This window comes from Methyloceanibacter methanicus (assembly GCF_001723285.1).
GTDB classification, from domain to species: Bacteria; Pseudomonadota; Alphaproteobacteria; order Rhizobiales; family Methyloligellaceae; genus Methyloceanibacter; species Methyloceanibacter methanicus.
The window spans coordinates 98694-112239 of sequence record NZ_LPWG01000003.1; the positions used below are offsets into that span (position 1 = coordinate 98694).

The window sequence follows — 13546 nt, forward strand, 5'->3', positions numbered from 1 at the left end:
CCTAGCCGCGGCCGCGATAAGGGGCCACGCCCTGGTCGGGAATCCAGATGCCGTCCGGCGGAGTCCCGTGCTGCCAGAACACGTCGATGGGGATGCCGCCACGCGGGAACCAATAGCCGCCGATCCTGAGCCAACGCGGTTCGATCAGCGTCGCGATGGACTTGCCGATCCGCAGCGTCGTGTCTTCGTGGAAGGACGCGGTGTTGCGGAAGCTGCCGAGAAACAGCTTGAACGACTTGGATTCGAGCAGCCACTTGCCGGGCGCATAGTCCACGACGAAATGGGCGAAATCCGGCTGCCCCGTGACGGGGCACAGGCAGGTGAACTCCGGAGCGGTGAAGCGCGCCACATAGTCCGTGTCGGCGTGCAGGTTCGAAACCCGTTCGAGGACGGCCTCATCGGGCGAGGGGGGCAGGGGCGCGGCCTTGCCGAGCTGCTTGAGGCCCATGTCCTTCTTGGCCGCATTCCTCACCGCCTCGGCCATCTTCTTGGCCGGGCTTTTTGCCGTTCTCTTGGACGGGCCCATTGACGGGCCCATTGACGGGTTCTTGGCCATCGCCTATTCGGCCGCAAGGCGCAACGGCGGTCCGTAATAGACGCACCCTTCGTGGCAGGAATCCCGCGCCACGACGATCTCCACGAGGCCCGGCAAACGGTTGTGGAGCCGATCCCACAACCACATGGCGATCCGCTCCAGGGTCGGGGCCGACAACCCCTCGATCTCGTTCAGCATGCGGTGATCGAGCGCGTCGCGCGCCTCCGCGACGGCCGCCTCCAGCTCGTCGAAATGAAGGACGATGCCCGTCTCCTCGTCCGGCTGCCCATCGACGGTAATGCGCGCACGGAACGAATGCCCATGGAGCCTGGCGTTGGGGTGGCCAGGCGGCGCCGACGGCAGGAAGTGCGCCGCCTCGAAAAGGAATTCTTTGTAGATTCGCATTTGCGCTGTTTAGGGGATTTTTGCGGTGCCGACCAGAGGCTGTACGCCACAGCGTCGATACCCCGGGGGCCCTTAGGGCAATCCCAGGATTTTATGGGTTTGCAGGCTCAACCGCCATCTTGGGTGACGGAGGCAATAGTCTATGGCGGCTTGCAAATTCGCCGTACCACCCGCCCGGTCATCCAGCGGCTGCAGGAGGAAATGGGTGAAGGCGAGCCCCAGCACCTCCTCAGGTGCGATATCGGCTTGCGGATAGACAAGCTTCAGTTCGTCGCCGGAGCGCTGCCGGAGCGGCATGCCGGGCTTGGGACTGACGCAAATCCAGTCGATCTCGTCCGAGACGGGCAGGGTGCCATTGGTCTCGATGGCGATCTCGAAGCCATCGCGATGGAACGCCTCGATCAGGTCCTCATCGACCTGCAGCATCGGCTCACCGCCGGTGAGGACGACGAATTGGGCCGCCCCGGAATTGCCGCGCCATGCCGACCGGCACGCGCCCACCAGATCGCCCGCGGTTTCGAACCGGCCGCCGCCAGGCCCATCGAGCCCGGCGAAGTCCGTATCGCAAAAACTACAGAGCGCATCGGCACGGTCGCACTCTCGCCCCGACCACAGATTGCAGCCCGCAAAACGGCAGAACACCGCCGGCCGCCCGGCCTGCGCGCCTTCCCCTTGGAGCGTGTAATAGATTTCCTTGACCGCATACATGGGCGGGAAGGTGGGTTCTAAGCGGCGTCGAAGCAAGGGGCGCAACCGCACGCGCCTGAACGAAAATCGCCCGGGCATCGCGCTCAAGTAGGCCAGAGGCCGGTAGCGCGCGAAAAGTGCCCGGGCGATTGGTTGTCGTAAGAACGGCGCGTGCCTACTCGGCCTGTCTTTCCTCCACCGGGGCCGTGTATTTGCCCGGAATGACCTTCTCCGGCGGATTGGTGCCCGGAGGATTGATCGAGCGAATGAAGGAGACGATTTGCCAAAGATGGTCGGACGTCTTGATGACATGGCCCATCTCAGGCATAGGCGCCTTCACCGTGCCGTACTGATAACGGGTCCATCCCTGCTTCTCCAACTCGGCCGAACCGAGGGCGATCAGACGGAACAACACGTCGTCCGTGTTGCCCCAGAACCAGACGCCTTGGCTGAGCGCCGGGCAGAACCCGCCGCCGCCGCCGCCGCCGTGGCACTCGTTGCAGCCGGGGAGCCGGAACTGCTTCACGAGGTAGTCGGGGTTGTCCTTATGCTCTTCGGCAAGCTCTTTCCAATCGTACGGGTTGTGGAGCTCGCCGGGCGGGGTCTTCGCGATCAGCTCGAACGGGGGAGTCTTGTCGCCCTTCTTGCAGCACTTGTCCTCTGCTTCCTCGGCGGCGAGTTCCTCTTCCGCGGCTTCCTGCGCCTCGGCTTCCTTTTCGGCCACAGGATCCGTTGGCGGTTCTTCTGCCGGTTCCGATGTGGCTTCGCCGGCGGACTCGCCCGTGTCCGCTTGGGCGACGACGACCGACAGGTCGGTCAGGTTGGCGGCGGCGTCGATCTTGGCCGCACCTGGCGGCACATCGTCAGTCCCGGTGCCCTCGGACGGCGCGGGCGCCTCGGCCCGTTCGGCCTGTTCGGTCATGGCCGCGAAGGCCGTACTGTCGCTGAAGGGCTCACTCGTCACGAGCGCCGCACCGACGATAAAGGCACCGGCCAGAATGAGGCCAAGCGCGCTCACCCATTTCGGGCGTTTGTGCTGATTCATAGTCATCCTCTGATTTCTTAGAAATTTTCACGCACCAGAACGGTACGTAGTCACAAGGATACAGCACACGATTGCCATCGGACAGGGCCCGCCTGAGGCGATTCAAGGACCGCTGGCTTTAGCTGAGCGGTGCCGCCGCCGCCCGGCGCGATCGCAAAACCGGCAAGGCCGCTTACGAACGGGCCGCAAGACTAGGCGGCGACGAAACCGTCGGGAAACTCTCTCAGCCGCGCGATATCGCGTTGTGGCGGCAAGCCGAACAGGCGGCGGTACTCGCGGCTGAATTGGGAGGGGCTGGTATAGCCGACGCTGTGACTTGCTGTGGCGGCGTCGCACAGACCGAGAAGCATCAACCGGCGCGCTTCTTGGAGCCGGATCTGCTTTTGATATTGCAGCGGGCTCATCGCGGTCACGGCCTTGAAGTGGCTATGCAGCGCCGAGGAACTCATCCGCGCCTCATTGGCCAGGTCCTCGACGTGGAAGGACTCACGATAATTTCGCTTGATGAAGTCGATGGCACGGCTGACCTGCCGCAGCCTGGTGTCGCCCAGCGCGATTTCCCGAAGCTTCGCCGCCTGGTCTCCTTGCAGCAGGCGGAACAAGATCTCCCGTTCGCAAAGCGGCGCCAGCACGGAAATATCTTGCGGCGTCTCGAGCAGGCGCAACAGGCGGACCGCCGCGTCGGTCAGTTCGGGGGTGACCTTGCTGAGGCCGAGAGCCGGGGCAGGCTCCACGCTGGCCGGACCGGGCCCCGCGTCGAGCATCAGCGTCCCGAGGGTTGCGACATCCAGATCGAGCTTGAGGCAGAGATACGGCTCCGCCTCCGAGGCTTCGATGACCTGGCCAACGACCGGGACGTCGACCGAGATCACGAGGTACTTGTTCCGGTCGTAGACATAGACGGCCTCGCCGAGAATAGCCTGCTTGCTGCCTTGCGCGATGATGCAGACCGCAGGCTCATAGACCGCGTGCAGGGGTTCGGTCGGGCGCGTGCTCCGGAGGACGGAGAGCCGCGGGATGGCGGTCGCATGGAGCCCGTCCGTTTTGGCGCATCGATCAATCAGACTGGCGAGTTCGGACCGGTTCGCATCCATGAAGTCTGTCCCAGACACCACAATAACAGCAGAAAACTGCGCTCAGTCATGCGCCGGATCACCCGTACGCGCAAGAATGCCGCAGCCCCCAAAGCGGTGTTCTGGAGGATTAGGCAAGACTGCGAGAGCTTTGGTCTATCGGACGACGGGGTCCCGACACCACCTTCACGGCACACGGGGCGGGACTTGCCCACCCGAAGAGGAAAGGGACTTGAGACCATGTCGAACATTGAAGGAAAGGTGGTGGCCATCACTGGTGCGAGCAGCGGGATCGGCGAATCCGCGGCAAGACACCTGGCCAAAAAGGGCGCGCGCGTCGTGCTCGGGGCGCGCCGGACGGACCGGCTTCAGACGATCGCCGAGGAAATCCGCGCCGCGGGCGGCACGGCTGAGTTCCAGCCGCTCGACGTGACGAGCCGCGAGAGTGTCGAAGCCTTCGTGCAGTTCACCGAGAAGACGTTCGGCAAAGTCGACGTCATCGTGAACAATGCGGGTCTGATGCCGCTGTCTCCGCTCGAGGCCCTCAAGGTCGATGAATGGGACCGGATGATCGACGTCAACATCAAGGGCGTGCTTTACGGCATTGCCGCCGGTCTTCCGGTCATGAAACGCCAGGGCCACGGGCAGTTCGTCAACATCTCGTCCATTGCCGCCCATTACGTGTTGCCGACGGGCGCCGTCTATTGCGCCACGAAGCACGCGGTCAACGCCCTATCGGAGGGCTTGCGCCTGGAGAACGCGGACATCCGCGTGAGCGTGGTCTCGCCGGGGGTGACCGAATCCGAACTTGCGGAGACCATCACCCACGCCGACACGAAGACCATCATCGAGGAGTACCGCCAGACGGCGCTGCCGGCTCACGCGATCGCGGAGGCCATCGCTTACGTGATCGAGCAGCCTGCCGATGTCGACGTGAACGAGATCATCGTGCGCCCGACCGCCAGCACGCGCTAACGCATTAGCCGTTCTGAGCGCCGAGGGCCCGCCATGCGCGGTAGCCCTTGGCGCGCAGGTCGCAGGCGGGGCAGGTCCCGCAGCCATAGCCCCAATCGTGCAGGGTCGTGTGGTCGCCTTCGTAGCAGGTGTGGGTGTCGTTGCGGACAAGCTCGACCAGGGCGTCGCCGCCCAGCTCATGGGCGAGGGCCCAGGTCTGAGCCTTGGACAACCACATCAGCGGCGTCTCGATCGTGAACGGGACCTCGGTTCCGAGCCGGATCGCCTCCTGCAGCGCCTTCAAGGTCGCGTCCCGGCAATCGGGATAACCGGAATAGTCCGTCTCGCACATGCCGCCCACGAGGACATCGAGCCCGCGCCGGTAGGCGAGGGCCGCCGCGTAGACGAAAAACACGAGGTTGCGCCCCGGAACGAAGGTCGAGGGGAGCCCTGAGTCCAGCATCACGATCTCGGACTGCGTCGTCAGCGACGTCTCCCCAATGGCACCGAAACTCGAAATGTCGAGCATATGGTCCGGCCCGAGACGCCCGGCCCAGGCGGGGAACCGCTCCTGCAGGGCCGCACGGATTCGGGCCCGGCACTCCAGTTCGATCCGATGGCGCTGACCGTAGTCGAAGCCGGCCGTCTCCACCCGGGCATAGTGCTCCAGGGCATGGGCGAGGCAGGTGGTGGAGTCCTGCCCGCCGGAGAACAGGACCAAAGCGCCGGCCGGAACGTCGGAGGAAGGTGCTGCCATGGAAGGCCTCCCGCGTGGGCGCTCGGGCACGAACGCACATGTTGGACATATACGCCTTCCCGTTCCGGTCCGCCTAGGCTATGACGGCCGCAAAACGTCACAGAGATTCATTGGGGAGACACCCACATGGCAGCCATCGCCACAATCGTCGGCCGAGAGATCCTGGACAGCCGCGGCAACCCAACCGTCGAAGTCGATGTTGTCCTCAAGGACGGCCACCACGGCCGCGCGGCCGTGCCCTCGGGCGCGTCGACCGGCGCCCACGAGGCCCACGAGCTGCGAGACGGGGGGGCCCGCTATGGCGGCAAGGGCGTCAAGAAGGCCGTCGAGGGGATCAACGGCGAAATCCGCAAAGCCCTCGATGGCTTCGACGCGGACGATCAGCGTGGCCTCGACCAGCTGCTGCGCGATCTGGACGGGACCGAGAACAAGAAGCGGCTGGGCGCCAACGCCATTCTCGGCGTCTCCCTGGCGGCGGCGAAAGCGGCGGCGGCGGCTCACGAGCAGCCCCTCTACCGCTATCTCGGGGGTGAGGAGGCGACACTCCTCCTGGTGCCGATGATGAACATCGTCAATGGCGGCATGCACGCGGACAATCCGATCGACTTCCAGGAGTTCATGATCGTGCCGGTCGGCGCACCGTCGATCGCCGATGCCGTGCGCATGGGCGCGGAGGTCTTCCACACCCTGAAGAAGGGCCTGCACGACGCGGGGTTCGGCACGGCGGTCGGCGACGAAGGCGGATTCGCGCCCAATATCGAGTCGACACGCGCGGCGCTCGACTTCGTCATGAAGGCGATCGAAACGGCCGGCTATCACCCCGGCAAGGACATGTATCTCGCCCTCGACGTGGCCGCGACCGAGTTCTTCAAGGACGGCCGTTACGTCCTGGCCGGCGAGGACCGGACGCTGACGTCGGAGGAGATGACCTCCTACCTCTCCGACCTGGTGTCCAACTACCCGATCTTCTCCATCGAGGACGGCATGTCGGAGGACGACTGGGACGGCTGGCGCACGCTGACCGAGGCAATCGCGACCGCGGTGCAACTGGTGGGCGACGATCTCTTCGTCACCAACGTGACCCGTCTCAAGGAGGGCATCGACAAAGACATCGCCAACGCCATCCTCGTGAAGGTCAACCAGATCGGCACGCTCACCGAGACCTTGGACGCCGTGAACATGGCCATGAACGCCGGCTACGCGGCCGTGATGTCGCACCGGTCCGGAGAAACCGAGGACACCACCATCGCCGACCTTGCGGTGGCCACCAATTGCGGACAGATCAAGACGGGGTCGCTGGCCCGCTCGGACCGGGTTGCCAAGTACAATCAGCTCATTCGGATCGAAGAAGAGTTGGGCCCGAGGGCGCGCTACGCCGGAACCGCGATCCTGAAGGCGTAAAATCCCCGCGCCGGTAACGGCGTCTTAACGGCCAGGCAACGATCTTTGTGATTCGCTGCCTGGGGAGGAGACATGCGGTTCAGGGCGTTCATCTTTCCGCTTTTGGCTTTGAGCGCCGGCGGATATTTCGGCTACCATCTGCAAAACGGCGACCACGGCTTGACCGCGCGGACCGATTTGCAGCGCCGTGCGGCCGTGCTCGAAGGCGAGCTTGAAGGCCTGCGGGAGGTCCGGCAGCGGATCGAGCGCGACATTGCGCTCTTGGAGCCTGACAGCCTCGATCCCGACATGCTGGACGAGCGGGCGCGGGCCATTCTGAACCTGGCCCACCCCGGCGATCTCGTCATGATGAACCGGCGGCCGCCCGATCCCACCGGACCGCTGATCAAACGCTGAGATCGGCCCCGGGGACCGGCCTCGATCGGCTCGACCGTGTCTTTTGGCTGACTTTGGACTCGTGCTAGCTTCGCAGGCGTGACGAGGTGTGAGTCGTAAGGAGGCCCGGATTTGACCAGCCCAAGCCTAACGCCTGGAGCGGCCAATTTCTGGATGGACCAGAAGCCCTCCGAGCCGCGCGAAATGCCGGCGCCTCCGCCCGAACCGACCTTAAACCCCGACGACTATCTCGCCGCCTACCGCAACATGCTGCTCATACGGCGCTTCGAGGAAAAGGCCGGGCAGCTCTACGGCATGGGCTTCATCGGCGGATTCTGCCATCTCTATATCGGCCAGGAGGCCGTGGTGACCGGCATGATGATGGCCAAACGCGAAGGCGACCAGGTGATCACCTCCTATCGCGACCACGGGCACATGCTCGCCACCGGCATGGACCCCAAGGGCGTGATGGCCGAACTCACCGGCCGGCAGAGCGGCTACTCCAAAGGCAAGGGCGGCTCGATGCACATGTTCTCCGTGGAGAAGGGCTTCTATGGCGGCCACGGCATTGTCGGCACGCCCGCGCCGCTCGGGTCGGGCATCGCCTTCGCCAATAAATATCGCGGCAACGACAATGTGTGCTTGACGTTCTTCGGCGAGGGCGCAGCCAATCAGGGCCAGGTGTATGAGAGCTTCAACATGGCCTCGCTGTGGAAGCTTCCGGTGCTCTACATCATCGAAAACAACCATTACGCCATGGGCACCGCGGTCGAGCGCGCCACGGCCCATGCCGAGGAGCTCTATCACCGGGGACTCGCCTTCGGCATTCCCGGACGCCAGGTGGACGGCATGGACGTCGCCGCGGTGAAGGCGGCCGGCGAAGAAGCGCTGGCCCATGTCCGCAGCGGCGAGGGCCCGATGATCCTCGAAGTCCTGACCTACCGCTATCGCGGCCACTCCATGTCCGATCCCGCGAAATACCGCACCCGGGAAGAGGTGCAGGACATGCGCCAGCACCACGATCCGATCGAGCTCGTCCACAAACGCCTCTCCGCGCTCGGCCGGGACGAGGAGGAGCTGAAAGCCGTGGACAAGGAGATCCGCGCCGTCGTCAACGAGGCCGCCCAGTTCGCCCAGGACGAGCCCGAGCCGGAGCCGGGCGAGCTTTGGACCGACGTCGTGGCGGCGAAGGACTAAGGCGATGCCGACCGACATTCTCATGCCCGCGCTGTCGCCCACCATGGAGGAGGGCACGCTCGCCAAATGGCACGTGCGCGAAGGGCAGAGCGTCCAAACGGGCGATGTCATCGCCGAGATCGAAACCGACAAGGCCACGATGGAAGTGGAAGCCATCGAGGATGGCGTCATCCAGTCCATCCTCGTGCCGGAAGGCACAGAGCACGTGGCCGTGAACCAGCCCATCGCCGTGCTGCTGTTGGAGGACGACGAAGCGCCCGCCGAAGGCGCACCCGCTGTCGCGCCGCAGCCAACCGTTTCGGAGCCCGCAGCCGCCGCGCCGCCGCAAGCGCCGGCCGCGCAGGCGCCGTCACCGGGTTTGGGCGAAACCGAGCCGGAGGTCGAGACGGCCCCGGCCGGCCCCCAAAGCCGCACCGTCCGAGCCGCGCCCGAACCCGAAGTTCCGGCCGGCACGGAGATGGTCGACATGACCGTGCGCGAGGCCTTGCGCGATGCCATGGCCGAGGAGATGCGGCGCGAGGCGATGTCTTCGTGGGCGAGGAGGTCGCCGAATACCAGGGCGCCTACAAGGTCACGCAAGGGCTGCTGGAGGAGTTCGGCCGCGGCCGCGCATCGATACGCCGATCACGGAGTATGGTTCGCCGGTATCGGCGTGGGCGCGGCCTTTGCCGGCCTCCGGCCCGTCGTCGAGTTCATGACCTGGAACTTCGCGATGCAGGCCATCGACCACATCGTCAACTCCGCCGCCAAGACGCTCTATATGTCCGGCGGACAGATGCATTGTCCCATCGTGTTTCGCGGACCGAACGGCGCGGCCGCACGCGTGGCCGCGCAACACAGCCAGGACTTTTCGTCTGTGTACGCCCAGGTGCCCGGGTTGAAAGTCATCGCGCCCTATAGCGCGGCCGATGCGAAGGGGCTCTTGAAAGCGGCGATCCGCGAGAACAGCCCCGTGGTCTTCCTGGAGAACGAGATTCTGTATGGCCAAAGCTTCCCGGTGCCGAAGCTCGACAATTTCGTTCTGCCGATCGGCAAGGCCCGTATCGCACGGGCAGGGAAGGACGTGACTCTCGTCTCCTATTCGCGGGGCCTCGCCTATGCGATCGACGCGGCCGAACGGTTGGCGGCGCAGGGGATCGACGCGGAAATCATCGACCTTCGCACCTTGCGGCCGCTCGACATGGAGACGGTGCTCACCTCGGTGCGCAAGACCAACCGCATCGTCACCGTCGAGGAAGGCTGGCCTGTCTGTTCGGTCGGCACCGAGATCTGCGCCCAGGTGACGGCACAGGCCTTCGACTATCTGGACGCGCCTCCACTCAAGATCACGGGCGCGGACGTGCCGATGCCCTATGCCGCCAATCTCGAAAAGCTCGCTCTGCCCTCGGTGGAGCTGGTCGTGAGTGCCGCCAAGTCTGTTTGCTACCGGGAGAACGCCGCATGACGGATTTCTGGCTCTCAGACGAGGAGATGGACCAGGAGATCGAAGCCAACCGGCTGGCCTGCCAGCGCTACGACAACTTCGATCCCGACGAAGACGGCTGGAGCGAAATCTGGGAGGGCATCTTCGCCATCCTCACCGAACACATGGACGAAGTCCGGGATGTGTTCGACCTGGACCCGCGCAAGTCGGCCCTGTTTTCCGAATACCCCGATCTGTTGTGGGCCGCCTGCGATCCGCAACAGCCGATCATCTACTCGCCCGTGTTTCGCGAGTTCGGCATGCCCGTGTTCGACGGCGGGCCGGCGATGACCACGCTGCGCTTCGATCCGTGGACGGGCAAACCGCTGCCGCCTTCGGTCCGCGACGCGTTCTTTGAAGAAGCGGAGAAGATTTTGGGGCGCGACGTCGGCGTTCTCGACGAAGAACTCGACACGCTACCCGAAGCATACCAGACCGAAGCGTGGTGGATCGAGAAGGGACTTTGACCATGAACGTCCCGATGGGTCACAATGGTCCGCGCGAAAGCTCTGCTGAGCATGTGATGGACCGGATCGCGGAGCAGATCCTGGGAAACAGGCAAAACGGGACGGGCGATGCGGCGCGCCTCTTCGCATCGCCCCTCGCACGGCGCATCGCGCATGAGCGCGGCATCGACCTTGCCGCGCTGAAGGGCTCCGGCCCCCATGGCCGCATCGTCCTTGCCGACGTGGAACGGGCGGCGGCGCAAGCGCAACCCGCAACACCGCGGCCCGCGCCGGAGACGGGCGGCGCCCCCGCGCAGCCTGAAGCTTCCGTCATGGAAGCCGCCGTCATGGGCGAACTGATGCACGCGCCGCCATCGGCGCCCGCACCCGGCCTGGCGCAACCCATGCCGGACAAGCAGATCCTCGCGCTCTACGAGCCCGGCAGTTACGAGATCGTGCCGCACGATACGATGCGGCGCTTCATTGCCGAACGGCTCACCCTCGCCAAGCAGACCATCCCGCATTTCTATCTCAACATCGAATGCGAGCTGGATGCGCTGCTGGCGGCACGGACGCGCCTCAACGGCATGGCGCCCCAGGACGGGCCGCGCGCCTTCAAGCTTTCGGTGAACGACTTCATCATCAAGGCCATGGCCATGGCGCTGCAAACCGTACCGGCCGCCAACGCGACCTGGACGGAAGAGGGGATTCTGCGCCACCGCCCCTCGGATATCGCCGTGGCGGTCGCGCTCGAAGGGGGCGGCCTCTATACGCCGGTGATCCGCGATGCGGAGGTGAAGAGCCTGTCGGAGATCTCCAACGAGATGCGCGACCTCGCAGGCAGAGCCCGCTCCAAGCGCCTTGCGCCCCACGAATATCAAGGCGGCGCGACGTCGATCTCCAATCTCGGCATGTACGGCATCGACAGCTTCGATGCGGTGATCAACCCGCCGCACAGCTCCATCCTGGCCATAGGGCGCGCGGAGAAGAAGCCCATCGTCAAGGACGACGCCATCAAGATCGCCACCATGATGGGCGCGACGCTCTCGTGCGATCATCGCGTCATCGACGGCGCGCTGGGCGCCGAACTGCTCGCGGCCTTCAAGGCCTATCTCGAGACCCCGTGACCATGCTGGTCTAGCCGCTGCCCCAACCTCGCGAACCCAACCTGGCTTGTCCAACCTAGCGAATTCATGGCGCTCGAACCCACATTCCGTCCGGCGACACGCGCCGATGCCGCCACACTCGCCGTGCTGATGGATATCGCAGGCGAAGGCGTGCCCAACAGGCTCTGGCTCGATATGGCGGGCCCGGGTCATTCGGCGCTCGAAGTCGGACGCGAACGGGCCCGGCGGGAGGAAGGCGGCTTCTCTTATCGCCACACGACCGTCGCCGAGATCGGCGATGAGATCGCCGCCTGCCTCATCGGCTACCGACTCGACGACCCCTACGATCTCACGGGTCTCGACGCGATGCCCGAACCATTCCGGCCGCTGCTGCGCCTGGAAGCCCAGGCGCCCGGCACGTGGTACGTCAACGTGCTGGCGACCTTCGCCGAGTATCGGGGGCAGGGCATCGGTGCGAAGCTCCTCGATATCGCGGGGACCCATGCCCGCGACGCAGGCGCCCCGGCCCCCAGCATCATCGTCGGCAGTTGGAATACCGGCGCCGAACGGCTCTACGCACGGGCCGGGTTTCAGACGGTGGCGCGTGAGCCCGCGACCCTGCCACCGGCCTATCCGCAGTCTGGGGACTGGCTCCTGATGATCGGACCGCGCACATGACGTCCGCCACGGACTTCGATCTCGTCGTCATCGGCGGCGGCCCCGGCGGCTACGTCGCGGCCATTCGCGCCGCACAGCTCGGCCTCCGGACGGCCGTGGTCGAGCGGGAACATCTCGGCGGCATCTGCCTGAACTGGGGCTGCATCCCCACCAAGGCCTTGCTGCGCACCTCCGAGCTCTACCGGCAGATCAAGGAGGCGGAAGCCTTTGGCCTGCGCGTCGACGGGGTCGGTTTCGACTTCGAACGGCTGGTCCGGCGCAGCCGCGACGTCGCCGGCAAGCTCGCACGCGGCGTCGCCTATCTGATGAAGAAGAACAAGATCGCCGTGTTCGACGCCACCGGCCGGCTCGAAGGCCCCGGCCGCGTCGCGCTCGCAGGCCACGACGGGACTACGCTGCCCTCGCTCACCGCCAGCCACATCATCGTCGCCACCGGCGCGCGCGCGCGCAGCCTGCCGGGGCTCGAGCCCGACGGGACGCGCATCTGGACCTACAAGGAGGCCATGGTGCCCGACCGCCTGCCGCAATCGCTGCTGGTGATCGGCTCCGGCGCGATCGGCATCGAGTTCGCAAGTTTCTATTCGGCCCTCGGCGCGGCGGTCACGGTCGTGGAGGTCCAGGACCGCATCTTGCCGGTCGAGGACGAGGAGATTTCGAAGCTCGCCCACACGGCGTTCGTGAAGCAGCGCCTCACCATCCATACGAGCGCGACGGTCGAACAGCTCCGCGACACCGAAACCGGCGTCTCGGCCCGGCTTCGGACCGCCGATGGAAACACGACCGAGATGGCCGTGGAGCGCGTCATCCTGGCCGTCGGGATCACCGGCAACGTGGAAGGTCTCGGCCTCGAAGAACAGGGGGTCAAGATCGACCGGGGCCACATCGTCGTCGATGCGTGGTGCCGCACGGGCGTGCCCGGACTCTACGCCATCGGCGATGTGGTGGGACCGCCCTGGCTCGCTCATAAGGCCATGCACGAGGGCGTCCTGTGCGTGGAGAAGATCGCGGGCGCGAAGGCGGTCCATCCGCTCGATCCGGCAAGCGTGCCGGGCTGCACCTATTGCACGCCGCAGATCGCGAGCCTCGGGCTCACCGAGCGGGCGGCGCGCGAGGCGGGCTACGAGCTCAAAATCGGCCGTTATCCGTATGCCGCCAACGGCAAGGCGATTGCCCTCGGCGAGACCGACGGTCTCGTCAAAACCATTTTCGATGCGAAGACCGGCGCGTTGCTGGGTGCCCATATGATCGGGGCGGAGGTGACGGAACTTATTCAAGGGTTCGCCATCGGCAAGACCCTCGAGACCACCGAGGCCGAACTCATGGCCACGATCTTTCCACATCCGACATTATCGGAGATGATGCACGAGTCGGTGCTCGATGCGTTCGGACGGGCCTTGCATATCTGAACGCGGCCATATCTGAACG

At 65.3% G+C, this 13546-nt stretch carries 15 protein-coding genes; 9 read left to right on the plus strand and 6 right to left on the minus strand.

The genetic code is table 11. The annotated features are described in order from the left end of the window. Nucleotide 1: 1 nt before the first annotated feature. The 5 genes from queF to AUC68_RS02415 form a co-directional block, all read right to left on the minus strand. Nucleotides 2-448 carry a preQ(1) synthase gene (gene queF, locus AUC68_RS02395; protein ID WP_069436249.1) on the minus strand — a complete coding sequence of 149 codons (447 nt, stop codon included), beginning with the start codon at nucleotides 446-448 and terminating at the stop codon, nucleotides 2-4. 111 nt (nucleotides 449-559) lie between these two features. Beyond that, complete coding sequence (locus tag AUC68_RS02400) at nucleotides 560-940, minus strand: 6-pyruvoyl trahydropterin synthase family protein (RefSeq protein ID WP_069436185.1); 381 nt, start codon at nucleotides 938-940, stop codon at nucleotides 560-562. Between the two features lie 72 nt (nucleotides 941-1012). Then, complete coding sequence (gene queE, locus AUC68_RS02405) at nucleotides 1013-1648, minus strand: 7-carboxy-7-deazaguanine synthase (RefSeq protein WP_069436186.1); 636 nt, start codon at nucleotides 1646-1648, stop codon at nucleotides 1013-1015. 154 nt (nucleotides 1649-1802) lie between these two features. Then, nucleotides 1803-2672 (minus strand): hypothetical protein, encoded by an 870-nt coding sequence (locus tag AUC68_RS02410; RefSeq protein ID WP_069436187.1) that lies wholly within the window; start codon nucleotides 2670-2672, stop codon nucleotides 1803-1805. Between the two features lie 191 nt (nucleotides 2673-2863). Beyond that, nucleotides 2864-3766 carry an AraC family transcriptional regulator gene (locus AUC68_RS02415; protein ID WP_069436188.1) on the minus strand — a complete coding sequence of 301 codons (903 nt, stop codon included), beginning with the start codon at nucleotides 3764-3766 and terminating at the stop codon, nucleotides 2864-2866. A 219-nt stretch (nucleotides 3767-3985) separates the two neighbouring features. On the opposite strand from AUC68_RS02415, the gene AUC68_RS02420 reads away from it, so the two are divergent. Continuing rightward, complete coding sequence (locus AUC68_RS02420) at nucleotides 3986-4720, plus strand: SDR family oxidoreductase (RefSeq protein ID WP_069436189.1); 735 nt, start codon at nucleotides 3986-3988, stop codon at nucleotides 4718-4720. A gap of 4 nt (nucleotides 4721-4724) precedes the next feature. Here AUC68_RS02420 and queC read toward each other — a convergent pair whose 3' ends face one another. Continuing rightward, complete coding sequence (gene queC / locus AUC68_RS02425; protein ID WP_069436190.1) at nucleotides 4725-5456, minus strand: 7-cyano-7-deazaguanine synthase QueC; 732 nt, start codon at nucleotides 5454-5456, stop codon at nucleotides 4725-4727. 126 nt (nucleotides 5457-5582) lie between these two features. On the opposite strand from queC, the gene eno reads away from it, so the two are divergent. From eno to lpdA, 8 genes are all read left to right on the plus strand, one after another. Next, nucleotides 5583-6857, plus strand: a complete 1275-nt coding sequence (gene eno, locus AUC68_RS02430; protein ID WP_069436191.1) for a phosphopyruvate hydratase — start codon at nucleotides 5583-5585, stop codon at nucleotides 6855-6857. Nucleotides 6858-6929: 72 nt separating this feature from the next. Continuing rightward, entirely contained in the window at nucleotides 6930-7253 is a 324-nt protein-coding gene (locus AUC68_RS02435) for an FtsB family cell division protein (protein ID WP_069436192.1), read from the plus strand. Between the two features lie 183 nt (nucleotides 7254-7436). After that, nucleotides 7437-8429: a pyruvate dehydrogenase (acetyl-transferring) E1 component subunit alpha gene (gene pdhA, locus AUC68_RS02440; RefSeq protein ID WP_069436250.1), complete on the plus strand. Its 993-nt coding sequence runs from the start codon at nucleotides 7437-7439 to the stop codon at nucleotides 8427-8429. A gap of 4 nt (nucleotides 8430-8433) precedes the next feature. Then, nucleotides 8434-9873: a pyruvate dehydrogenase complex E1 component subunit beta gene (locus AUC68_RS02445; protein WP_342027360.1), complete on the plus strand. Its 1440-nt coding sequence runs from the start codon at nucleotides 8434-8436 to the stop codon at nucleotides 9871-9873. Continuing rightward, the gene (locus AUC68_RS02450) at nucleotides 9870-10358 is read left to right on the plus strand and encodes a DUF6980 family protein (RefSeq protein ID WP_069436193.1); all 489 of its coding nucleotides are present in this window, start codon (nucleotides 9870-9872) and stop codon (nucleotides 10356-10358) included. Before AUC68_RS02445 ends, AUC68_RS02450 begins: the two co-directional genes overlap by 4 nt. A gap of 2 nt (nucleotides 10359-10360) precedes the next feature. Further along, nucleotides 10361-11464: a 2-oxo acid dehydrogenase subunit E2 gene (locus AUC68_RS02455; RefSeq protein WP_069436194.1), complete on the plus strand. Its 1104-nt coding sequence runs from the start codon at nucleotides 10361-10363 to the stop codon at nucleotides 11462-11464. 66 nt (nucleotides 11465-11530) lie between these two features. After that, nucleotides 11531-12121 (plus strand): GNAT family N-acetyltransferase, encoded by a 591-nt coding sequence (locus AUC68_RS02460; protein WP_069436195.1) that lies wholly within the window; start codon nucleotides 11531-11533, stop codon nucleotides 12119-12121. After that, nucleotides 12118-13527, plus strand: a complete 1410-nt coding sequence (gene lpdA / locus AUC68_RS02465) for a dihydrolipoyl dehydrogenase (protein ID WP_069436196.1) — start codon at nucleotides 12118-12120, stop codon at nucleotides 13525-13527. Before AUC68_RS02460 ends, lpdA begins: the two co-directional genes overlap by 4 nt. The last annotated feature ends 19 nt before the right edge of the window (nucleotides 13528-13546 follow it).